This is a genomic window from Amycolatopsis sp. H20-H5 (genome assembly GCF_035828755.1).
GTDB lineage: Bacteria > Actinomycetota > Actinomycetes > Mycobacteriales > Pseudonocardiaceae > Amycolatopsis.
Genome location: NZ_JAYMZS010000006.1, coordinates 1 through 21,565, shown reverse-complemented (window position 1 = coordinate 21,565; position 21,565 = coordinate 1). Strand labels below are relative to the sequence as shown.

The window sequence follows — 21,565 nt, the reverse complement described above, 5'->3', positions numbered from 1 at the left end:
CATGACACTTTTCAGGAGCGGGAGACGCGTGTCATTTCGTCGCGCTCCACGACTTTGATGCGCTCGCGGCCGTGGGGCTCGCCGAGGGACTTCTCGTGCGCGTCGAGCTTGCCCCAGCCTGCCCAGGTGGTGAAGGGGATGCCGCGCTCGGCGAGGAAGTCGAGGATCGCGTCGGGGGAGATCTGCGTCGGCTCGGGGAGGTTGTCCGCGTCGGCCAGCAGGCTCGCCACGGTCTCCGCCGCGTCGCCCTTCGTGTGGCCGATCAGGCCGATCGGGCCGCGCTTGATCCAGCCGGTGACGTAGACGCCCAGGAGTTGCGCGTCGTCCATGTCGAGCACGCGGCCAGCCTGGTGCGGGACCGTGCCGGTGGTGTGGTCGAACGGGAGCTCGGCCAGGTGGGACGACAGGTAGCCGACCGCGCGGTAGACGGCCTGGACGTCCCAGTCGTGGAACTCGCCGGTGCCGCGGACGTTGCCGTCGCCGGTCAGTTCGGTGCGCTCGGTGCGCAGGCCGGTGACGCGGCCGTCCTCGCCGGTGATCTCGGTGGGCGAGTGGAAGAAGTGCAGGTGCAAGCGCTTCGGGCGGTCGCCGTGGTCGCGGATCGCCCAGTCCTGCAGCGTTTTGACGACCATGTCGATCTGCTTCGACGCCCGCAGCGCGGCGATGCTGCCCTCGTCGAACTCGATGTCCTCCGGGTGCACGATCACCTCGACGTTCGGCGAGTGATCGAGTTCGCGCAGCTCCAGCGGGGTGAACTTCGCCTGCGCGGGGCCGCGGCGGCCGAAGACGTGGACGTCGGTGACCGGGCTGGTCTTGAGGCCTTCGTAGACGTTCGCCGGGATGTCGGTGGTCAGCAGCTCGTCCGCGGTCTTCGCGAGGATGCGCGCGACGTCGAGGGCGACGTTGCCGACACCCAGCACCGCGACGCTCGTGGCGTTGAGCGGCCAGGTGCGGGCGACGTCGGGGTGGCCGTCGTACCAGGACACGAAGTCGGCGGCGCCGTGGCTGCCGTCGAGGTCGATGCCCGGCAGGTCGAGCGGGCGGTCGGCGGTCGCGCCGGTGGAGAAGATGACGGCGTCGTAGAACTCCTGCAGCTCCCCGAGCTTGATGTCGGTGCCGTAGTCGACGTTGCCCAGCAGCCGGATGTTCGGCTTGTCGAGCACCTTGTGCAGGGCGGTGACGATGCCCTTGATGCGCGGGTGGTCGGGCGCGACGCCGTAGCGGATCAGCCCGAACGGCGCCGGCATGCGCTCGAACAGGTCGACAGTCACGTCAGCTTCGGACTTGTCCAGGATGTCGGCGGCGTAGATACCGGCAGGACCGGCGCCCACGATGGCTACGCGAAGGGATCGGCTCACTGGTACCACGGTAAGTTAGGCCGCCCTAACAATCATTGTGATTTGGCGTACGGTCCACGGAGTGGGACCCGCTAAGCTGGGCCCATGCGCGTGCTCGTCGTCGACAACTACGACAGTTTTGTCTACAACCTGGTCCAGTACCTGGCCCAGCTCGGCGCCGACTGCACAGTCTGGCGCAATGACGTCGTCGACCTCGACAAGCTCGGCGAGTTCGACGCCGTGCTGGTCTCGCCCGGCCCGGGAACGCCCGAACGCGCTGGTCAGAGCATTGAAGTCATCCGCGCCTGTGCCGAGAAGAAGATTCCGATGCTCGGTGTCTGCCTCGGTCACCAAGCGCTCGGCGTGGTCTTCGGTGCGACCGTCGACCGCGCGCCCGAGCTGCTGCACGGAAAGACCAGCCAGGTGCGCCACGCGGGCGGCGGCGTGCTCGCCGGGCTGCCCGACGGCTTCATCGCCACCCGATATCACTCTCTTACCGTGCTTCCGGAGACCATCCCGGACGTGTTCGAGGTCACCGGCCACACCGATTCCGGCATCGTGATGGGCATGCGGCACCGCGAGCTGCCGCTCGAAGGCGTCCAGTTCCACCCGGAGTCCGTGCTCACCGAGGGCGGCCACCGGATGCTGGCGAACTGGCTGGCCTCGGCCGGGTACCCGGTTCCCGCCGTCCAGGTCGACGACCTCGAACGGGAGACCAAGGCCCTGCAGAAGGCCGCCGCTGCGTGATCGCCCCGGCCCCGCTGCTCCGGCTCAGTGGAGTCGGCAAGCGCTACGGCAAGGGCGAACTCGTGCTCGACGGCGTCGACCTGGAGATCCTGCCCGGTCGTGTGCTCGGCGTCCTCGGCGCGAACGGCTCTGGCAAGTCGACCCTGCTGCGCATCCTGGCCGCGCTTTCCCGGCCCAGCGTGGGTTCGGTGGCCGGGCGGCCGACGGTCGGGTATCTGCCGGACCGGTTCCCGGCGGGGCAGCGGATGAGCGCGCAGGCGTACCTGAGGCATATGGGCCGGCTTCGCGGACTTGACGATTTGTCGACCGGCGACGCGTTGCTGGAGCGGCTGGCGCTGGTCGGCGGCGTCCGGACGCCGCTGCGGCAGCTGTCCAAGGGCAACGCGCAGAAGGTCGGCCTCGCGCAGGCCGTGCTGGCGCGCCCGGAGCTGCTGGTCCTGGACGAACCGTGGTCCGGCCTCGACGTCGGGACGCACGGGGTCCTCGGCGAACTCGTCGCCGAGACGAAGGCGCGCGGCGCGAGCGTGGTGTTCACCGACCATCGGCCGACGGTCGTGCACGAGCACGCGGACGAGGTCTACCGGATCGACAAGGGCCGGTTGAGCGCGCCGGAGCATGTCGACGGGCCGGAACCCCGGACGCGGATCGTGCTGCACGGCCCCGGCGAGGGCGACTGGCACGCCGAGCCGGACGTGCGGCGGGCGCTGGCCAGTGACTCCCACATCGAGCTGACCGTCGACACCGGCCGCGCGGACGCGGTGCTGCTGCTCGCCCTGACCCGCGGCTGGTCCGTCCGGGAGGTGGCCCCGTGCTCGCCATGACCCGCTACCAGCTCGCGCTGCTCGGCCATTCCCAGCGGTACGCGCCCGCGGTGGTCGCGCTGCTCGCCGTGCTGGCCATCCAGTACACGGACCGTCGTTCGCCGCTGATCCCGGAGTTCGCCGTCAGCGCGGGCGGCCTGCTGATCGTCTCGTGCTGGCTGACCGTCGCCCTGCTGGACATCGAGGATCCGGTGCAGCGGCTGGTCACCTTGAGCCACGCGCGCGGCTGGCGCTCGATCATCGGGGGTTCGGTCCTCGCCGTGCTGGCCTGCGCCACCGGGCTGACGGTGCTTTCCGAGCTCTGGGCGCTCGCCGTCCACCGCTCCGCGAGCCTCTCGACGCTCGGGATCGGCCTGGTCGTGCACCTCGCGTGTGCGCTGATGGGAATCGCCGTCGGGCTGCCCTGCTCGAAGCTGCTCGTTTCTCGCGTCGGCTGGACCGTGGTGTCCGCCCTGTTCTTCCTCGGCCTGGTTCTCCTCGCGCGCTGGCTCCCGCTGGCGAACCCGATGCTCCGCGCGATGATCGACGGCACCGCGCCCGCCGGGCCGGTGCTGGTCTCGTGTGTCGCGGCCGTCGTCCTCCTCGGCGCTAGCGCGACCGGGGTCGGCATGCTGGTCCATCGCCGGGCGTAACTGCAAGTTGCAGAATTCATCTTACCTGGATGGCCCTATGCTGGTCCGATGACGCGGGATACCCTGCATCGTCACTTTGAGTGAGCGCGGGAGGAAACACGGATGTCCGGCACGGTGGTGATCAAGGCGGCCGACGCGGATCACCACCTCAGGCATCTGACCGGCTGGCTGCGCGGCGAGGACGACCTGCGGGGGCCGCGTGGACGTCGTCGTGAAGCCGATCGAGCCGGGTGAACTCGTCGGCTCGCTGGATTCCGTCGTCGTGGTGGTCACCGGCGGGACCGCCCCGGCGCTGGTCAACGCCCTGTTCGACTGGCTGGACAGCCATCAGCACGTTGACACGGTCGCGCTCAGCGTCACCGCGGACGCCACGGGCGAGCACCTGGAACTGGAGTGCGGCCCGGCAGGCGACGCGGCGAGCGTCCTGGCCGCCGTCCGCGGGCTCATCGGCTAGGCGGCCGTTTACGAAACAGGGCCCGCGAGCTGAGTGCTCGCGGGCCCTGCTTCGGTCACTAGCTGGCTATCCGCCGGGCGGGAACAGGCCTGACGTCGGCCTGGACGGCGAGGTCGACGTCGAGTCGTCCTCGCCGATGAACAGGGTGATCGACTGCGACTTCGTGATCTTCGTGTTGGCGGTCGGGTTGCTCTTGCTCACCCGGCCGGGTGTCGCGCTGCTGGACTTGTCCGCCTGGACGTTGATCGACCCGGTCCAGCCCTTGGCCTGCAGCGCCGCCTGCGCCTGGTCCTGGGTCATCCCGGTCACGTCGGGCATGTCGATCTGTTCCTTCGAGCCGTCCGACACGCTCAGCGTGACCTTGGAGTTGACCGGGGCGAAGCCGCCGTTCGGGTTCTGCGTGACGACCTGGTCCTTCGGCTTGTCGGAGGCGACGTCCTTGCGGGTGACCTGGAACCCGGCAGCCACCAGCTGCGTCTTCGCGTCGTTGAAAGCCTGGCCCGTGGTGTCCGGGACCTGCTTCTGCTCCTGCGACTTGCCGACCGTGATCTTGACCGTGGAGCCCTCGTTGACCTGCCCGCCGGGCTGCGGGTTCTGCAACTGCACCTTGCCCTGCTGGTTCGGGTCGGTGACCTCGGTCTGGTCGACGGTCTCGTCGAGCGTCAGCTTGCTCTTGGCCAGTTCTGCCTGTGCTTCGGCCTGGGTCATGTTCTTGAGGTCCGGCACGGTGGTCTTACCGGGAGCGGCGCCGATCGTCAGGGTGATCAGCGTGTTGCTCGGCACCACCTGGCCGACCGCGGGGTCGATCTTGAGGACGCTGTTGATCTCGTCGCTGGTGCAGGCGAGGCCCTCGGGGTTCGCCGGGAGGCCGCACACCACCTTCTTGTCGGCGGGCGCGATGTTGGTGAAGTTGCTCGTCCGCAGCATCTCCTTGGCCGCCGCCGACTGCTGCTTCAACACGTTCGGGATGGCTTGCGTTTCACCGCCGCTGTTGCCCTTGAACGCCCCGGCCAGCCACATGATCAGCACCACGATCAGCACGCCGATCACCGCCGCGACGATGCCGAACACCGTGCGGCGCTTGCGCTTCGCGGCGGGGTCCTCGGGGTCGTCCGCGTACTCCTCGTAGCGCTGGGGGGCGCGCCGGTCCGAGTCCATCACCTGGGTGCGCTCGTCCTCGGACATCACCATCGGCGCCGCCGGGCGCTGCCCGGACAGGGTGCGCACCAGGTCGGACCGCATTTCCGCGGACGACTGGTAGCGGTTCGCCGGGCCCTTGGCCAGTGCCTTGAGCACGACCGCGTCCAGCTCCGGCGAAACCGCCGGGTTGACCGTCGACGGCGGGTGCGGGTCCTCGCGGACGTGCTGGTAGGCGACCGCGACCGGGGAGTCCCCGGTGAACGGCGGCTCACCGGTGATGAGTTCGTAGAGCACGCAGCCCGCGGCGTAGACGTCCGAACGGGCGTCGACGGCCTCGCCGCGCGCCTGCTCCGGCGAAAGGTACTGGGCCGTGCCGATCACCGCGGCGGTCTGGGTCATGGCGGCCTGGCCGTCGTGGATAGCCCGCGCGATGCCGAAGTCCATCACCTTGACGGCGCCGTTCTTCGTGATCATCACGTTGGCGGGCTTGACGTCGCGGTGCACGATGCCGTGCCGGTGCGAGAAGTCCAGTGCCGCGCAGACGTCGGCCATGACCTCCATCGCCCGCTTCTGTGACATCGGGCCTTCGGTCTTGACGATGTCGCGCAGCGTCCGTCCCTCGACGAACTCCATCACGATGTAGGGCAGGCCACCGTTGTCGGTGCTCGCCTCGCCGGTGTCGTACACCGCGACGATCGCCGGGTGGTTCAGCGCGGCGGCGTTCTGCGCCTCACGCCGGAAACGTTCCTGGAACTGGGGATCCCTGGCCAGGTCGGCGCGCAGGATCTTGATCGCCACCTCCCGGCCCAGCCGCACGTCGTGCCCGTGGTGGACCTCGGACATGCCTCCGTAGCCGAGCGTGTCGCCCAGCTCGTAGCGGTTGGAGAGCAGTCTGGGTGTGCTCATCTCTGTGTGCCGTTCCATTCCGTCCAAGGTGTGTCCATCATGCCTGGTGAGCCCGCCTGCTCGCTGGAGCCGCGCATCGTGCGTTGCAGTGAAGCGCCGGTGGCCGAACCCGGCTCCGCCGGCCGGCCGATTGTCGGTCTGACCTGGTCAGGGGTGTTGTTCCCCAAGGGCTGTCTGCCCGGCGCCGGTTCACTGGTTTCGACGTTTCCCGGCGAGGGGGCGTTGCTCGGGCGGACCAGTTTCACGATGACCAGTGTCCCGGCCACCACGACCGCGACCAGGATCACCGCCAGCAGTACCCACCAGCCCCACTGTGCACGACGTCGCGGACGCAGTGAAGCGACGCCGGTCACCAGGTGCGGTACCGGTGGCGGAACCGGGCGCAGCACCGGATGCGACGCGGGCCCGATCGGCTGGCCGTGCTGGGTGGCGACCGGCTGCTGCCCGTGCCCGGCCGCGTAAGCCGCGTTGACCAGGCCGGACGGGGTGGGCAGCGGATGCCCGGCGCGGACGGCGGCGACCGCGTTCGCGAACTCGCCACCACTGTTGTACCGCTGCCGCGGGTCCTTGATCAGAGTTGCTTCGATGACCATCCTGGCGGCGTGCGGCACGTCCGGCGGCAGCGGCGGCGCCACGTCGCGGATGTGCATCATCGCGACGGTCACCGCGTTCTCCGACAGAAACGGCCGGTGCCCGACGAGGCATTCGTACCCGCACACGGCGAGTGAGTAGACGTCGCTCGCGGGCTCGGCGTTGTGGCCCAGCGCCTGCTCGGGGGCGATGTAGTGGGCCGTCCCCATGACCATCCCGGACCGTGTGACCGGCGCCGCGTCGGCCGCCTTCGCGATGCCGAAGTCGGTGATCTTCACCTGACCGGCGGGCGTCACCAGGATGTTGCCGGGTTTGACGTCGCGGTGCACGAGCCCGCGTTCGTGCGCGGCCTGCAGCCCGCGGCCCGCCTGCTCGAGGATGTCCAGGGTGCGCTCGGCGGAGAGCCTGCCCTCGCGGGCGAGGATCCCGGCCAGCGGGTCGCCCTCGACCAGCTCCATCACCAGGTACGCGATCGAGAGCTCGTTCGCGACCGTCTCGCCGTAGTCGTGCACCGCGGCGATGCCGGGGTGGTTGAGCGAAGCCGTCATCCTGGCCTCGGTCCGGAACCGGTGCAGGAACTCGGGATCACCGGAGAGCTCGGCCTTCAGCACCTTCACCGCGACGGTGCGGTCCAGCCGGGTGTCACTCGCCTGCCAGACCTCGCCCATCCCGCCGACGGCGATCCGGTGCGTCAGCTTGTAGCGCTCGGCCAGCAGCTGACCCGAGGACAGCATCCGCTATCCACCCCCGAGTTTGGCCTTGATGGCGGCGCGGCCGATCTCGGCGGCGACCGAGCCGCCGGTCGCGGCGAGGCCGCGGTTGCCACCGGACTCGACGATGACCGAGACCGCGATCTGCGGGTCGTTCGACGGCGCGAAACCGGTGTACCAGGCGTGCGGAGCGGTGTTCTTCGAGTCGGTGCCGTGTTCGGCGGTGCCGGTCTTCGACGCGATCTGCAGCGCGCCGTCCTTGCCACCGCCCCCGGTGAAGCCCTCCGACGCGACCATCATGTCGCGCAGGATCGCCGCGTTCGCGCTCGACAGCGCGGCCGTGCCGGTGAGCTGCGCCGGGCTGTAGTTCTCGATCGTCGACAGGTCCGGCGCCAGCACCGACTGCACGAGCTGCGGCTTCATCGCCATCCCGCCATTGGCGACGGTCGCGGAAAGCAGGCAGTCCTGCAGCGGCGTCAGCTTGACGTCACGCTGGCCGATGCCGCTCTGGTACAGCGCGCCCTGCGAGTCGAGCGGGCCGAGCCCGGACTGCGCGACGCGCATCGGCACGGTCAGGTCGCTCTGGCCGATGCCGAAGTTCTGCGCGGCCTTGGTCAGCTTGTCCTTGCCGAGCTGGCCGGCGAAGGTCGCGAACGGGACGTTGCACGAGTGCGCGAGCGCGTCCTTGAACGTGGTGCCGGGGCACGGCGCGCCGCCGTAGTTCTCCAGCGTCGTCTGCGTGCCGGGGAGCTTCACGTTGGGCGCGTTGGTGACCGTGGTGTCCGGGCCCATGCCCGCTTCGAGCGCGGCCGAGGCGGTGACCAGCTTGAACGTCGAACCCGGCGGGTAGGTCTCCGAGATCGCGCGGTTCAGCATCGGGTTCTTCGGGTCGTCCCGCGACGCGGTCCAGGCCGTGAGCTGTTCCTTGGTCGTGTGCGCGGCCAGCAGGTTCGGGTCGTACGACGGGGTGGACACCATCGCCAGGATGCGGCCGGTCTTCGGCTCCATCGCGACGACGGAACCGGTGTAGCCGCGCTGTGTCATCAGGTCGTAGGCGGCCTTCTGGACGGCCGGGTCGATGGTGAGGACCACGTTGCCGCCGCGCGGGTCGCGGCCGGTGACCATGTCCGAGAGCCGACGCACGAACAGCCGCGGGTCGGAGCCGTTGAGGATGTCGTCCTCGGCGCGCTCCAGGCCGGCGGAGCCGTAGTTGATCGAGTAATACCCGGTGACCGGCGCGTACATCGCGCCGTCGACGTAGGTGCGCTTGAACTTGTACTTGTCGTTCGACGGCTCGACCTTCGCCAGCACCGCGCCGTTGGTCGACGCGACGATCTGACCGCGCTGGCGGGCGTACTCCTCGTAGAGCACCCGCGTGTTGCGCGAGTCGGTGCGGTAGTCGTCGGCCTTGACCACCTGGATGTAGGTGGCGTTGGCGAGCAGCAGGACGACCATGACCAGCATCGCGACGCCGACCTTGCGCAGGGGGGTGTTCACGCGGTGCCTCCCTGGGACGGGTCCAGCGGTGGCTGACCCAGTGGCGGTTGACCGAGTGGCGGTTGACCGAGTGCCGGGGTCGGCGGCGGGGGAGCCACCAGCGGGGTCTCGGGACGCTGCACCATCACCGTGTGCGCCTCGGCCAGCGGGGCCTGCGGCACCGAGGGCTTCGGCCGTGCGGCGGGCTTGCGCGCGGCGTCGGAGATCCGCAGCAGCAGCGCGACGAGGATGTAGTTCGCCAGCAGCGACGAGCCGCCCTTGGACAGGAAGGGTGCGGTGATACCGGTCTCCGGAATGAGTTTGGTGACGCCGCCGACGACGACGAAGATCTGCATCACCATGGCGAACGCGAGCCCGCCGCCGAGCAGCTTGCCGAAGGTGTCCCGCACCGCGAGCGCGCCGCGCATGCCGCGCATCGCGAGGATCAGGTAGAGCATCAGCACGGCCGCGAGGCCGATGAAGCCGAGCTCCTCGCCGATCGCGGCGGTGATGAAGTCGGTATTGGCCTCCGGCACGATGTCCGGCCGCCCGGCGCCGAGGCCGGTGCCGCCCATCCCGCCGGTGCCGAGGCCGAACAGTCCCTGCGCGATCTGGAAACTGCCGCCCCGGCGTCCGTAGACCACCGGGTCCATCGGGTCGAGCCAGTTCGCGACCCGGTTCTGGACGTGGTCGAACAGGTTGTACGCGATGACACAGCCGACGACGAAGAAGCTGAGGCCCAGCGCCACCCAGATCACGCGTTCGGTGGCGACGTAGAGCATCACCAGGATGATGCTGAAGAACAGCAGCGACGTGCCGAGGTCCTTCTCGAACACCAGGATGCCGAGGCAGACCGCCGCCGAGATGAGGATCGGGCCGAGGTCACGGGCACGCGGCAGCTCGACGCCGACGATCTTCTTGCCCGCCACCATGAACAGATCCCGCTTCGACACCAGGAAGGAGGCGAAGAAGATCATCAGCAGGATCTTCGCGAACTCACCGGGCTGGATCGAGAAGAACGGGAGCTTGATCCAGACCTTCGCACCGTTGACCTCGGACACCGAGCTCGGCAGCAGCGCGGGCAGTGCCAGCGCGAAGATCCCGATCAGGCCGGCGATGTAGCCGTAGCGGGTCAGCGTGCGGTGGTCGTTCACCACGATCAGCACGACCACGAACAGCACCAGCGAAACCACGGTGAACAGCACCTGTTTGGTGACGTCGGGCGAGTAGTCCTTGCCTGCCTGGACGGCCCTCTCCGCCAGCGCCAGGTCGATCCGGTGGATCATCACCAGGCCGATCCCGTTGAGCAGCGCCACACACGGGAGGATCACCGGGTCGGCGTAGGGCGCCCAGCGCCGCACCGCGAGGTGCGCGACGGTCAGCACGCCGAGGTAGGACAGCCCCAGCCACAGAATCGAGGACGTGAGCTCCTGCTCCTGGTTCGCTTCCACCAGCACCAGCGCGATGGTGACGATGAACACCGCGAACGCCAGCAGCAGCAGTTCCGTCCCGCGCCGGGTCGGCAGCTCGCGGGGCGGATTCGTCGTGTACTGGGCGGAGACCGGTGCGGCGACTGGCTGTCCCATCAGTTACCGCCCCCCGGCGTGGGCGTCGAGCAGTCCCTCCCCGCTGGCTGGTTCGCCGTGGCCGGCGACGAGGCAGGGGGGGTGGAGACCGGAGACGACGGCGGCGCCGGCGAAGTCGGGCTGGTCGACGGCTGACCCGCCTGCGGACGGCAGTCCGCGAGCTGCTTCTTGGGCCGGAGGAACTCGTCGATGAACTTGCGGGCTTCGTCGAGATTGTCCTTCTTGACGCCGTTCTGCACGGCTATCCGCGCGTCTTCCTGTAGCGCGGGCACCCGGAGCTTGTCGGTGCACAGCTGCGCGGGCGGGCAGGACGTCTGCTCGAGCGAGTGCAGCTGGATGCCGAGGATGCTGCCGGGCACACCCCGGTAGATCACGACCTCGGAATCGGGGCCCTCACCGACGTAGTACTGGCTGAGCACGAAGTACCGGGTGGCGATCGCAGCCGCGGCCAGCACGATGAGCACGACCACCGCGCCCACCAGCCAGCGGAATCTTTTCCGGCGTTTGACCTTGGGGTCCTCTTCCGGCGGGCCCTGCGGCTCCGGCCGGGCCTGCGGCTGAGGCAGGGTCAGCGCCCGTGCCCGTGCCGCGGGCGAGTCGCCCTGGTGTCGTTCGTCGCTGCCGTCCCCAGCCGCGCCACCGACGATCGGCAGGTCGTCACCGAAGTCGACGTCGACCACGTCGGCGATGATCACGGTCACGTTGTCCGTGCCGCCGCCCTTGAGCGCCAGCTCGATCATCCGGTCCGCGCAGTCCTGGGCGTCCGGGATCTGGATGGCCTCGGCGAGCGTCTCGTCGCTGACCATGCCGGACAGCCCGTCCGAGCAGATGAGGTACCGGTCGCCGGCGCGGGCTTCGCGCACGGTGAGGGTCGGCTCCACTTCGTGCCCGGTCAGCGCCTTGAGCAGCAGCGAGCGCTGCGGGTGCACCGCTGCTTCCTCCGCGGTGATCCGGCCCTGTTCGAGCAGCTCGTTGACGAAGCTGTCGTCACGGGTGATCTGGGCGTACTGGCCGTTGCGGTAGAGGTACGCGCGGGAGTCCCCGACGTGCACCAGGCCGAGCCGGGACCCGGCGAACAGGACGGCGGTGAGCGTGGTGCCCATCCCGTCCAGGTCAGGATCCTGGGAGACGAGCTCGGCGATCGCGCCGTTGCCGTTGCCGACCGCTTCGGACAGCTGTCCGAGCAGATCGTCACCGGGTTCGTCGTCGTCGAGGGGGGCAAGGGAGGCGATGACCACCTTGCTGGCTACTTCACCGGCGGCATGGCCACCCATACCGTCGGCGAGTGCGAGCAGGCGGGGACCGGCGTACACGGAGTCCTGGTTGGTCGAACGCACCAGGCCACGGTCGCTGCGGGCCGCATAGCGGAGGACGAGGGTCATGGGCGAAGCTCGATCACCGTCTTGCCGATCCGGATGGGGACTCCGAGTGGGACTCGGAGGGGTGCAGTGACCTTAGCCCGGTCCAGATATGTGCCGTTGGTCGAGCCCAGGTCTTCCACGTACCAGTCCTCCCCGCGCAGGCCGATGCGTGCGTGTCGGGTCGAGGCGTAGTCATCGTCCAGCACCAGCGTCGAGTCGTCGGCACGGCCGATCAGGATCGGCCTGCCGTCGAGCGCGATCCTGGTCCCGGCGAGCGCGCCGTGAGTAACGAGCAGCTGCTGCGGAGATTTCCCGCCTCGCGGCTTCTTCTCTTGCTTCTTGTTCCGCCGGAACGTCGGGACGGCGACACGCAGCCCGGAGGCGGCGTAGAGGTCCGAGCGCACGACCCGCAACGCGGCGAACACGAAGAGCCAGAGCAGCACTAGAAAGCCCACTCTGGTGAGTTGTACGACCAGCTCTGGCACTTGTTGTGTCCGCTCCCGACTCTTCACGCACCTACGACGCCGGTTCGCCACAGGTCCCCCCCCCGCACGTAATTCTGCGGGACCCGCTCAGCGCGCTGCCGGTCAGCCCTGCGTTCGGAACACCAGAGACGAGTGGCCCACCCTGATCACGTCACTGTCGGCGAGCTGCCAGGTCTGCACCGGGGTGCCGTTGACCGTGGTGCCGTTGGTCGACCCGATGTCCGCCAGCGTCGCGCTCTGGCCGTCCCAGGTGATCTCCAGGTGCCGTCGCGAGACGCCGGTGTCCGGGAGCCGGAAGTCGGCGTCCTGGCCGCGGCCAACGACGTTCCCGCCCTGCTTCAGCGAGTACGTGCGGTTCGAGCCGTCGTCGAGCTGCAGGCTCGCCGCGAGCTGACGCCCGGCCTGCGCGGCGGGCGGCGCGTAGCCACCCTGCTGCTGGGCATACGGGTCGGCCGCTGGCTGGCCGTAACCCTGCTGGGCGGGCTGGCCGTACTGGTCATAGCCCGGCTGCGCCGCAGGCTGGCCGTACTGGTCGTAGCCACCCTGCTGCTGCCCGGCGTACTGGTCGTAGCCCGGCTGCTGGGCGGGCTGGCCGTACTGGTCGTAACCACCCTGCTGCGGCTGGCCGCCGTAGCCCTGGTCGTACCCGGGCTGCTGCTGACCACCCTGCTGACCACCCTGCTGGTAGCCCTGGTCATACCCGGGCTGCGCGGGCTGGCCGCCGGTCTGCGGCTGGCCGTACTGGTCATAGCCGGGCTGGCCGCCCTGCTGCTGGTAGCCCTGGTCGTAACCCGGCTGGCCGCCGCCGCCCTGCTGGGGCTGCCCGTACTGGTCGTACCCGGGCTGCTGCTGGCCACCCTGCTGTCCGTAGCCGTACTGGCCCTGCTGGCCGTACGGGTCACCCTGATCGTATTGGCCGTAGCCGGGGGGCTGGCTCATTGCTGGGTCTCCTGCGTTGCTGGGTCGTGCCGACCGTTCCGAGCCGGCGTCGTCTGGCTTGACGTCGGGATCGACGGACGAGCGTGTCCTGAACTGTCCAGTATGCAGCGCCTCGTTGCGCTCGAGCGAGACTACGACGTCACCATAGGTGTCCCAGCCTTGCTCGGCGAGGTGTTCCGCCACCGCCTTGGCCAGCACCCTGGTGACCCGCTGCTCGTCACCGGCCATGTGCTCGTGATCAGCCTGCCCCAACGACACGATGTAGTGATTCGGGGCGAGCTGACGACCACCTGCCAGCTCACGAACGTTCTCCTCGCCTTCGCGCTCGAGCGCCACCGCCACTTCCTGCGTGACGACGTTGCCGCCGAACATGCGCGCGAAAGTATTGCCCACGATGTTCTCGAGACGCCTGTCGAAGCGCTCTACGCGGCCCACCGGGACAAACCTCCTCGCTGTTGTGTCTTCCGACCCGATCCTATCTGGGTACGCCCGCTCCGACACCGCCCCCGGTGAAACCCGTTCGGACCTCCTGCTACAGTTTCCTCGCTGTCAAAGTTCCAAAGCAGGTCTGCGCGAGTGGCGGAATGGCAGACGCGCACGGTTCAGGTCCGTGTGTCCGTAAGGACGTGAGGGTTCAACTCCCTCCTCGCGCACGTGTTCAAGGCCCCCGGCTGCGCCGGGGGCCTTTTCCCGTTTTTGGGGGGTCGTTCCTTGTCGCGGGGGCCAAGCCCCCGGACCCCCATGGTGCCTTTGGTGCCGAACCAGCGTGGTCGGGTCTTGGTGGGCTGGGTTTGGGTTGGTTGCCGGGTGGGCTGGTTTTTTTGGGTTTTTTTGGTTTTTGCTGGTCAGGGTGTTGTGTTGGTGGTTAGCCAGTTGGCTATTGTGTCGGCTCGTGAGGTTGTCTCTGTTGAGGCGTGGGGGCAGTTGGGGCCCGTTGTTTCTATCGAGACCAGCTGGCCGCTTGGGGCTGCCGGGATGAAGTACGGGGCTCCTGAGTCGTAGGTGCAGGCGCTGGTCGTGGCTGCCGGGGATACGCCTCGGACGCCCAGTGTGGTCGGGGTTGTCTGGGTTACCTGGACCGTTCCCTGCTGGAGCCTTGACGAGGGCTTGGGGTCTGTCGCGGTTTGGCTGCCCCAACCGGCGAGAGTCAGGTGCTGGCCCATCGATGGGGTGACATGGTTCACCGTCAGTGGGGGCAGGTCCGTTACGGGCTGGTCCAGTCGGAGTAGGGCCACATCGCTTTGGGGGGACTGCAGGACTTGCGTTCCCCGGCGGGTTTGGCCGTTTTGGGTTTTTTCGTCTGTCAGGCCCAGCAGCACTGTCGTGGGGTACGGGGTTTGGCCCGACACCCGGTTGCGGTTCGCGTCGTGGAAGCAGTGCCCCGTGGTCACGATCCATTTCGGGGCGATCAAGGAGCCGGTGCAGTAACTCGTGTAGGTGCTGCCGTCCGGGCGCGGGATGTTCGTCATCGTCAGCTTCGCGACGAAACCGAACTGGCCCGCCGGTACGTCCGAGCCGTTGGCGACCGCGTTGGCGGGCGGTGCCGGGGCGAGTGCGGCGGTGAGGGCGAGAACTCCGGCGGTGATGAGAGCGCGAACGCGCATTCTTCCCCTTCGTCAGGTCACCGGCCGGCGGCCGATGATCGACTTCTGAGGTTATCCACCTGGGGATCCGCCGGGAATTACCAGGACGGGCGACACGGAGGAGCCCGGTTGGGGTCTTCCGCGCCGCCCGTCGGCAGGGTAGGAGTCAGCCGGTGTGCGTGGCGATCCAGTCGGCGATGACGTCCACGCGCGAGGTGGTTTCCAGCTGCGCGTGCGGGCAGTCCGGGCCGGTGCTCTCGACCGAGACCAGCTGGCCGCCGGAACCGGAAGCCACGAAGTACGGCGCGCCGGAGTCGTACGTGCAGGCGCTGGTCGTCGTGGTGGGAGCGACGCCGTGCACGCCCAGGGTCGCCGCGGAGACCTGGCCGACCGCGACCGTGCCCTTCTGGAGCTTGGTCGACGGCGTCGGGTTCACCGCGGTGAGGCTGCCCCAGCCGGCGAGGGTCAGCTGCTGACCCACCGATGGGGTGACGCGGTTCACCGTCAGTGGCGTGCTGTCCGTGACCGGCTTGTCCAGCTGAGCCAGCGCGACGTCGTTCGGGCCCGCCTGGAAGACCTGGGTCACCTGACGGGTCTCACCGGTCTGGGTGGTCTGGTCCGTCAGGCCCAGCGCGATCGCCGTCGGATACGGGACCGGGCCGGAGACCCGGACGCGGTTGACGTCGTGGAAGCAGTGTCCCGCGGTGATGATCCACTGCGGCGCGATCAGCGCGCCGGAACAGGCGCTGTTGTACTTCGACCCGTCCGGCTTCGGGATGTTCGTCATGGTGAGCTTCGCCGCGAACTTGAACTGCCCCTGCGGCACGTCGGACCCGTTGGCCACGGCCGAAGCGGGCGCCGCCACGGCGACCCCCGCGGCCATCGTGAAGAGCGCAGCAGAAAGCACAGCGCGAACGCGCATTCTTCCCCCTAGATCTGGCACCGGCCCCCGGCCGGTGCTCAAGAGCGAGCTTATCGCCGCCGCGGGTGGCGGGAAATGGTTCTCGGATGTCTCGACCGGACAGGAACCGGCTGTCCGGGACGTATCCGGCGGATTCGGGGTGACAGTGAGAATCCCGGTACGCACCGTGACGGCTGCGGTAGGGTTCGACGTCGGCGCGAGACGGGTGGGGGTATTCGTGGGCAGCGGCCAAACGGGTCACGACAACAACTTCGGCGGCGAGGCGCACACGGTCGTCCAGGCCCACGACATCCACGGCGGAGTGCACTTCCACGGGCCCACACGGCAGGTGAAGCCCGCTCGGCAGATGCCGCACACACCCAAGCACTACACGAACAACGAGCGCCAGCTGGCCGAGCTGGACAAGGTCCTCGCCCACACCGGCGACGACGACGGCCCGAAGGTCGCGATCGTCCGTGGCGCGCCCGGCAGCGGCCGCGGCACCCTCGCGGCCTACTGGGTGAACCGGCACAGTGACGACTATCCCGACGGGCATTTCGTGGTCCGGCTCGGTGCCGGGCGGGCCGGGGACGCGCTGGAGGACCTGCTGGGGGCGGCGGGGTTCGGCCCGGACGAGATCCCGAAGAGCCTGGACGGCCGATCCGGTCTGTGGCGGACCTGGACCGACGGCAAACGTGTCGCGCTCGTGGTCGACGAGGCGTTGCTGCCCGCCGACGTCAACGCGCTGATGCCGGGAAAGGGCTGTTCGGTGCTGCTGGCGGTCGAAGCGGGCAGGCTCGCCGATCTGCAGGCCCAGCACTCGGCGAAGTACGTGCGCCTCGACCCGTTGTCCAACGCTTCGGCGAAGAAGCTGCTCAGCAGGTTGATCGGGGCGGAGCGGGTCGAGGCCCATCCGGCCGCGGCCGACGCGCTCGTCGAGCTCTGCGCCGGTTCGGCCGTCGCGCTCAACGTCGCCGGATCCGTGCTCGTGGACCGCGAGTGGACCGTCGACAGGCTTGTCCGCACGCTCGAGAAGCGCGGTGTGCTGCGCGAACTGCCGCTGTCCGCGGTGTTCGACGTCGCGTACGAACGGCTGACACCGCTGGCGCAACAGTGTTATCGGCTACTGGGGGTGCATCCCGGCGGTGGTGACGTCGCGGTGGAGACCATCGCTGTCGCGCTCGGCGAGCCGGACGTTTCCGATGCCCTGTCAGAACTCCTGCGGGCGCTGACGGTCCAGGAGAGCGAAGAGGATCGCTACCTGATGACCGGTCTCCTGCGCAGGCACGCCGAGGCGAAGGCCGCCGAGGACCACGAAACGGTCCTGCGGGCGGTACTGGCGTACTACCGGGGCCGCGGGCTCATCGCCGAGTCGCTGCTCCTGCCCGACCGTGGCTGGGTGCCGGAGATCTGGCCGAAACTGGCGCTCGGCCAGGACGATGGGACGGCCGAGCAGGCCAGGGCGTGGCTCGACACCGAGCGGGCGAATCTCGCCGCGGCCGTCGAGACCGCGTATCGGCTCGGCCTCCACGAGTTCGTCTGCCAGCTCTGTTTCGTTCTTTGGCCGGTTCACCTCAAAGGGGGACAGGCCGGGGAAATGGCGAAGGTCAACGGCCGGGGGGTCGAGGCCGCGAGGGCGTTGGGCGCTCGGCTCGCCGAGGCGGTCCTCGGCTTCCAGCAGGGCTTCGCCTATCGCCAGCTTCGTGACTGGGACAAGGCTTCCGAGTGCTTCAAGGTCTCGGAGTTGGCGGCACGGCAGTCCGGCTCCGCGACCGCCGAGGCCACCGCCGTCGAGTCACTGGGGCTGGTTCGGCTCGATCAGGGGTTGCGCCTCGAAGCCGTGGAACTGCTTGAGCGGAACCTGACGATGGCGGAGGTTCTCGGCGTGGACCGGCGTCTCGCGCTCGCGCGGTTCCATCTCGCCAAAGTCGTGTCCCCCGATCGTGCCTTGCCGCTGCTGGATCAGGCCGCCGCCGAGTTGTCTGCCGAACCGGTCAACCGGCTCAAGATCGAGCTGTGGCGCGGGAAGAAGCTCGTCGAGGCGGGCAAGTTCGACGCTGCGGAGACGAAGCTGACCGCTGCCGCCGTGGCCGCCGAAGCGGGCGGCGACCACCTGGAGCGGGCCGGTGCGATCGAGTCGTTGGCCGATCTCGCTTTGGCACGTAAGGACATCCCGGGGGCGAAGGCGCTGTTGACGGAAGCACTGAACGTTTGCCGCGTCCGGGGTTTCACGGGTGAGGCTGTCGACCTCGAGGCGCGGCTGGCGGCGCTGTGATCAGCACCGTCGCGGTCGCGGTGTGGGTGGTTTCTCCCAGCTGGAGGTCGAGCTCGCCGGGCAGTCGCTCACCGGACAACTCGAGCCGGACGTAGAGCAGGGACGCGAACGCTTCGGGGGCGCCGGTGATGTCGTCCAGCCGCACGAGACGTCCGGTCGTCGTACCGAAGAGCCAGGTCGTGTCCGTGATCCGGGCCGCCGCGAGTGCGCAACCGGGCAGGGCCCGCAAGGTCTCGGTGATCCACCGGCTGGCGTCACGAGCGGTCCGGTGGACCAGCACCGCGGCCAGGCTGAGCAGGCTCGCGTCCGGTTCGGCGGTGTCGATCACCAGATGGGTGCCTGCCGGCGGGATGCCGGTGAGGTCGGCGGCCCGGCGGTCGACGGTGGTTCCGGTGACCCGAACGAACTGGGTGGTCGGAGCCGTGTGCGTAAGCGCGGGGACGGGCAGGGTGCGGACCACCGCGGGGCCAGGGGGCGGTGTCAGATCCAGCGTCTCGTAGACCAGTGAACGCAGTACCTCGGCCGACTTCCCCGGCAGGGAGGTCGCCAGGTTCGTGATCGGTGTGAGCGCGTCCGGATCGTGCTCGGCGATGGTCCGGTCGACCTGGGGGCGGAGTGGCCGCGCCAGGTCCAGCCGTGGCGCGGCGTCGAGCAGGAGACCGATCGGGGAGCCGGGATCGACGGTGCCGGCGGGGGTGGCGGCGAGCAGGATCGGCGTTTCGAGGGCCGCCGAATAGAAGGTGACCGAGCCGTGGTCGCCGATCGTGAGGTCGGCGGCGACCAGGGCGGGCTGCCAGAGTTCTTCGGACGGCAGCACCAGTACCCCGGCTTTGACACAATCCGCCAGCCACATTTTCAGCTGCCAGCCGGAATGGCCGTGGGCGATGTTCGGATGGGGCGCGAGGGCCAGCCGATAGGAATCCCACGGCAGTTCGTCCGCGAGCCGCCGGATGAGCTCGAGGCCGGTGCCGACCAAGGACTGCTTGCCCCAGGTCGAAGAAAGCACTATCAGGCGTTGGTGAGGTTCGAGGCCGAAAGCCTGCCGGTACGTTTCCCGTAGTGACCGGCTGGCCTGCATCCGATCCAGGCACGGATCGCCTGCCACGACAGCTCTTTCGGCTGCCTGCGGGCAGGACTGCCGCAGGCGGTCCAGCTGTTCTTCGTGGGAGAGCACGATCGAGGCGGGGACGACTTCACCCTTGTGCATCAACCAGGGAATGGATAAGCCGAAGACGGTTTCCGGTTTCCGGTTTCCGGTTTCCGGTTTCCGGTTTCCGGTTTCCGGTTTCCGGTTTCCGGTTTCCAAGTATTTATTGTACCCCATTCCATGGGGTATCACGGTGAGTGGCGCTCGTATCTCGTGCAGGTCGCCGCCATAGCTGGCGGCGATCGCGAGCTCGAACCTCGTCGAGACCGCTTGGCGCCACGGGATCAGCCGCACTCCGCGCGCGGCGAGGAACTCGGTCGTCCCGGCGGTGAAGGCGCTGGAACCGGGACAGGTGAACACCGTCTCGACGCGCGGGTCCCCGGCGTAGACGGCCAGCACGTCGAGCAGGCGCGTCGCGGCTGTCACGTTGTGCACCACGGCCAGCACCGTGCGGCGGGTGTCGAGGGTCTTCCAACGTGGAGCAGGCACGAAGAGCGATGTTACCGGCCCGGCGGTGGGAAGATCAGAAGCTCACGTTGCCGTGTATGTCACCCGCCTGGAGCACCTTGCCGCTCACGGCACCGGTGATCTGGTTGTTCACGCCACCGCTCTCGGCGTGCTGCTCGACGGAGACCTCGGCCCACTTCTCGCGCAGGGCCTCGGCGAACTCGGCGTCCTGGGCCTGGGCCGTCTCCAGTCGCTCGGCCAGTGCTTGGAGGGTCTTCGGGTCCTCGGGCGCGGCGGTTTCGAGGGCGGCGGTGGCCTTGACGTCTCCGGAGAACTTGCGTTTGACCAGGTCGTAGAGTCCGGTGGCCGCCTTGGTCGCGAGGGTGGTGGCGACGGCGATCAGGATCGGCTCTGGCATGGCGCTCCTCGGCGTTCGTGGGCTGCTGTGCCCACGGTAACCGAAGCGGCGCGCGGAGTGAGGCTCCCGGCGGGCGGACCACTCGCCCGCCCGCCAGGAGGACGTACTAGCTGACGGAGACGAGGTCGACCACGAAGATCAGGGTCTCGCCGGGCTTGATGACGCCGCCGGCGCCGCTGTCGCCGTAGGCCAGGTTCGGCGGGATGACCAGCTTGCGGCGGCCGCCGACCTTCATACCGGTGACGCCCTGGTCCCAGCCGGGGATGACCTGGCCGCGGCCGAGGCCGAAGTCCAGTGGCGCGCCGCGGTTCCAGGAGGCGTCGAACTCTTCGCCGGTGGAGTGCGAGACGCCGACGTAGTGCACGGACACCTGGTTGCCGGCTTGGGCCTCCTGGCCCTCGCCCAGCGTGATGTCGGTGGTCTGCAGGTCCGTGGGCGGCGTGCCCTCCGGCCGGTCGATTACGGGCTTTTCCAAGGTCATGCCCTCACGGTACCCAGAGGTCCTCACTCTCCGCAGAGCGACCGGCTGACCACGATCCGCCGAAAGGAGGGAAGAACGCGAATAGTCTTCACAATAGCCCTACCCGTCGGTAGCGTGCGTTGTGTCACTCCACAACGACAGGAGTCCAGTCATGCGACGAGGCATACGCGCTCTGACGGCGTTGGCCGCCATGGCTGTCGTGGCGGGGGTGACGCAGGGCGCGCCCGCGACCGCGAAGCCCGCAGCCGCGGCACTGCCCGGCAACGACTACTGCGCCGCGCAGTGCGGCGACATCCTGCCACCGGGGCAGAACGGCAACGCCACCCTCGCCGACATCCTGGCGCACAAGGTGTTCGGCACCCGGCCCGCGCACGCCGCCGACCAGCTGGGCAAGTACGCCTCGCTCGCCACGGGCTACCGGGGCCTGACGACCGACACGATCAACCAGTTCTTCAACGACTCCTCCTTCGGTGTGCCCGCGGGCCAGGCGGCGAGCACGATCCGGCCGCGCGCGGACGTCACCATCACCCGGGACAAGGCCCTCGGCGTCCCGCACATCCAGGGCACCACCCGATCGGGGACCGAGTTCGGCGCCGGGTATGCCGCCGGGCAGGACCGGCTGTGGCTGATGGACATCCTGCGCCGGGTCGGCCGCGGGCAGCTTTCGCCGTACGCCGGTGGCGCGGCCGGGAACCGCGAGCTGGAGCAGACCTTCTTCGCCGCCGCGCCCTACACCGAGCCAGAGCTGCAGCAGCAGATCGACGGGGCCGCCGCGAGCGGGCCGCGCGGCGCGCAGGGCCTCGCCGACTCGCAGTCCTACGTCGACGGGATCAACAAGTACATCTCCGACTCCTACAACGGCCGCTACTTCCCCGGTGAGTACGTGCTGACCGGGCACGTCGACGCGATCACCAACGCCGGGACCATCGAGCCCTTCAAGCTGACCGACCTCGTCGTGCTCGCGTCGGTGGTCGGCGCGCAGTTCGGCGGCGGTGGCGGCGGTGAGGTGCAGAACGCGATGGCGAAGCTCGCGCTGCAGGAGCAGTACGGCGTCGTGCAGGGCGAGAAGGTCTGGCAGAGCCTTCGGGCCGAGGACGACCCCGAGGCCGTGAAGACGCTGCTCGACGG

20 protein-coding genes and 1 tRNA gene are annotated in these 21,565 nt (G+C 69.0%); 8 read left to right on the top strand and 13 right to left on the bottom strand.

The window, feature by feature from the left end; genetic code table 11:
- Window positions 1–11: 11 nt before the first annotated feature.
- Entirely contained in the window at window positions 12–1,331 is a 1,320-nt protein-coding gene (locus QMK34_RS04515) for an FAD-dependent oxidoreductase (RefSeq protein ID WP_326412114.1), read from the bottom strand.
- A 111-nt stretch (window positions 1,332–1,442) separates the two neighbouring features.
- Here QMK34_RS04515 and QMK34_RS04510 point away from each other — a divergent pair, with 111 nt between their 5' ends.
- From QMK34_RS04510 to QMK34_RS04490, 5 genes are all read left to right on the top strand, one after another.
- Complete coding sequence (locus QMK34_RS04510) at window positions 1,443–2,084, top strand: aminodeoxychorismate/anthranilate synthase component II (RefSeq protein ID WP_326411784.1); 642 nt, start codon at window positions 1,443–1,445, stop codon at window positions 2,082–2,084.
- A 14-nt stretch (window positions 2,085–2,098) separates the two neighbouring features.
- Window positions 2,099–2,905 carry an ATP-binding cassette domain-containing protein gene (locus QMK34_RS04505; RefSeq protein WP_326412113.1) on the top strand — a complete coding sequence of 269 codons (807 nt, stop codon included), beginning with the start codon at window positions 2,099–2,101 and terminating at the stop codon, window positions 2,903–2,905.
- Entirely contained in the window at window positions 2,893–3,537 is a 645-nt protein-coding gene (locus QMK34_RS04500; protein ID WP_326411782.1) for a hypothetical protein, read from the top strand. Before QMK34_RS04505 ends, QMK34_RS04500 begins: the two co-directional genes overlap by 13 nt.
- Before the next feature lie 102 nt (window positions 3,538–3,639).
- On the top strand, window positions 3,640–3,771 hold the full coding sequence (locus QMK34_RS04495; protein ID WP_326411780.1) for a hypothetical protein: 132 nt from the start codon (window positions 3,640–3,642) through the stop codon (window positions 3,769–3,771).
- Window positions 3,737–3,991: an effector-associated constant component EACC1 gene (locus QMK34_RS04490; protein ID WP_326411778.1), complete on the top strand. Its 255-nt coding sequence runs from the start codon at window positions 3,737–3,739 to the stop codon at window positions 3,989–3,991. The genes QMK34_RS04495 and QMK34_RS04490 overlap by 35 nt, the downstream gene beginning before the upstream one ends.
- A 66-nt stretch (window positions 3,992–4,057) precedes the next feature.
- On the opposite strand, the gene pknB is transcribed toward QMK34_RS04490, so the two are convergent.
- The 7 genes from pknB to QMK34_RS04455 form a co-directional block, all read right to left on the bottom strand.
- A complete protein-coding gene (gene pknB / locus QMK34_RS04485; RefSeq protein WP_326411775.1) occupies window positions 4,058–6,037 on the bottom strand; it encodes a Stk1 family PASTA domain-containing Ser/Thr kinase in 1,980 nt (659 codons plus the stop codon).
- Complete coding sequence (locus QMK34_RS04480) at window positions 6,034–7,362, bottom strand: serine/threonine-protein kinase (RefSeq protein ID WP_326411773.1); 1,329 nt, start codon at window positions 7,360–7,362, stop codon at window positions 6,034–6,036. The genes pknB and QMK34_RS04480 overlap by 4 nt, the downstream gene beginning before the upstream one ends.
- Window positions 7,363–7,365: 3 nt before the next feature.
- On the bottom strand, window positions 7,366–8,835 hold the full coding sequence (locus QMK34_RS04475) for a peptidoglycan D,D-transpeptidase FtsI family protein (protein ID WP_326411771.1): 1,470 nt from the start codon (window positions 8,833–8,835) through the stop codon (window positions 7,366–7,368).
- On the bottom strand, window positions 8,832–10,400 hold the full coding sequence (locus tag QMK34_RS04470) for an FtsW/RodA/SpoVE family cell cycle protein (protein ID WP_326411769.1): 1,569 nt from the start codon (window positions 10,398–10,400) through the stop codon (window positions 8,832–8,834). Before QMK34_RS04470 ends, QMK34_RS04475 begins: the two co-directional genes overlap by 4 nt.
- Window positions 10,400–11,782 carry a PP2C family protein-serine/threonine phosphatase gene (locus QMK34_RS04465; RefSeq protein WP_326411767.1) on the bottom strand — a complete coding sequence of 461 codons (1,383 nt, stop codon included), beginning with the start codon at window positions 11,780–11,782 and terminating at the stop codon, window positions 10,400–10,402. The genes QMK34_RS04470 and QMK34_RS04465 overlap by 1 nt, the downstream gene beginning before the upstream one ends.
- Window positions 11,779–12,246: an FHA domain-containing protein FhaB/FipA gene (locus QMK34_RS04460; RefSeq protein WP_326411765.1), complete on the bottom strand. Its 468-nt coding sequence runs from the start codon at window positions 12,244–12,246 to the stop codon at window positions 11,779–11,781. Before QMK34_RS04460 ends, QMK34_RS04465 begins: the two co-directional genes overlap by 4 nt.
- Window positions 12,247–12,348: 102 nt before the next feature.
- Window positions 12,349–13,620, bottom strand: a complete 1,272-nt coding sequence (locus QMK34_RS04455; RefSeq protein WP_326411763.1) for a DUF3662 and FHA domain-containing protein — start codon at window positions 13,618–13,620, stop codon at window positions 12,349–12,351.
- A gap of 135 nt (window positions 13,621–13,755) precedes the next feature.
- On the opposite strand from QMK34_RS04455, the gene QMK34_RS04450 reads away from it, so the two are divergent.
- A tRNA-Leu gene (locus tag QMK34_RS04450) sits at window positions 13,756–13,838 on the top strand.
- Between the two features lie 192 nt (window positions 13,839–14,030).
- On the opposite strand, the gene QMK34_RS04445 is transcribed toward QMK34_RS04450, so the two are convergent.
- Both QMK34_RS04445 and QMK34_RS04440 read right to left on the bottom strand, forming a co-directional pair.
- The gene (locus QMK34_RS04445) at window positions 14,031–14,789 is read right to left on the bottom strand and encodes a S1 family peptidase (RefSeq protein ID WP_326411761.1); all 759 of its coding nucleotides are present in this window, start codon (window positions 14,787–14,789) and stop codon (window positions 14,031–14,033) included.
- 145 nt (window positions 14,790–14,934) lie between these two features.
- On the bottom strand, window positions 14,935–15,690 hold the full coding sequence (locus QMK34_RS04440; RefSeq protein WP_326411759.1) for a S1 family peptidase: 756 nt from the start codon (window positions 15,688–15,690) through the stop codon (window positions 14,935–14,937).
- Window positions 15,691–15,856: 166 nt separating this feature from the next.
- On the opposite strand from QMK34_RS04440, the gene QMK34_RS04435 reads away from it, so the two are divergent.
- A complete protein-coding gene (locus QMK34_RS04435) occupies window positions 15,857–17,944 on the top strand; it encodes a hypothetical protein (protein WP_326411757.1) in 2,088 nt (695 codons plus the stop codon).
- Here the strand turns inward: QMK34_RS04435 and QMK34_RS04430 are convergent.
- The 3 genes from QMK34_RS04430 to QMK34_RS04420 all read right to left on the bottom strand — a co-directional run bounded on the left by QMK34_RS04430 (window position 17,898) and on the right by QMK34_RS04420 (window position 20,437).
- Window positions 17,898–19,580, bottom strand: coding sequence for a hypothetical protein (locus tag QMK34_RS04430; protein WP_326411756.1), 1,683 nt, complete (start codon window positions 19,578–19,580; stop codon window positions 17,898–17,900). The genes QMK34_RS04435 and QMK34_RS04430 overlap by 47 nt on opposite strands.
- 34 nt (window positions 19,581–19,614) lie before the next feature.
- Window positions 19,615–19,956, bottom strand: a complete 342-nt coding sequence (locus tag QMK34_RS04425; protein WP_326411754.1) for a hypothetical protein — start codon at window positions 19,954–19,956, stop codon at window positions 19,615–19,617.
- A 106-nt stretch (window positions 19,957–20,062) separates the two neighbouring features.
- Window positions 20,063–20,437: an FKBP-type peptidyl-prolyl cis-trans isomerase gene (locus tag QMK34_RS04420; RefSeq protein ID WP_326411752.1), complete on the bottom strand. Its 375-nt coding sequence runs from the start codon at window positions 20,435–20,437 to the stop codon at window positions 20,063–20,065.
- Between the two features lie 151 nt (window positions 20,438–20,588).
- On the opposite strand from QMK34_RS04420, the gene QMK34_RS04415 reads away from it, so the two are divergent.
- On the top strand, window positions 20,589–21,565 hold a 977-nt coding region (locus QMK34_RS04415), incomplete at its 3' end, for a penicillin acylase family protein (protein WP_326411750.1).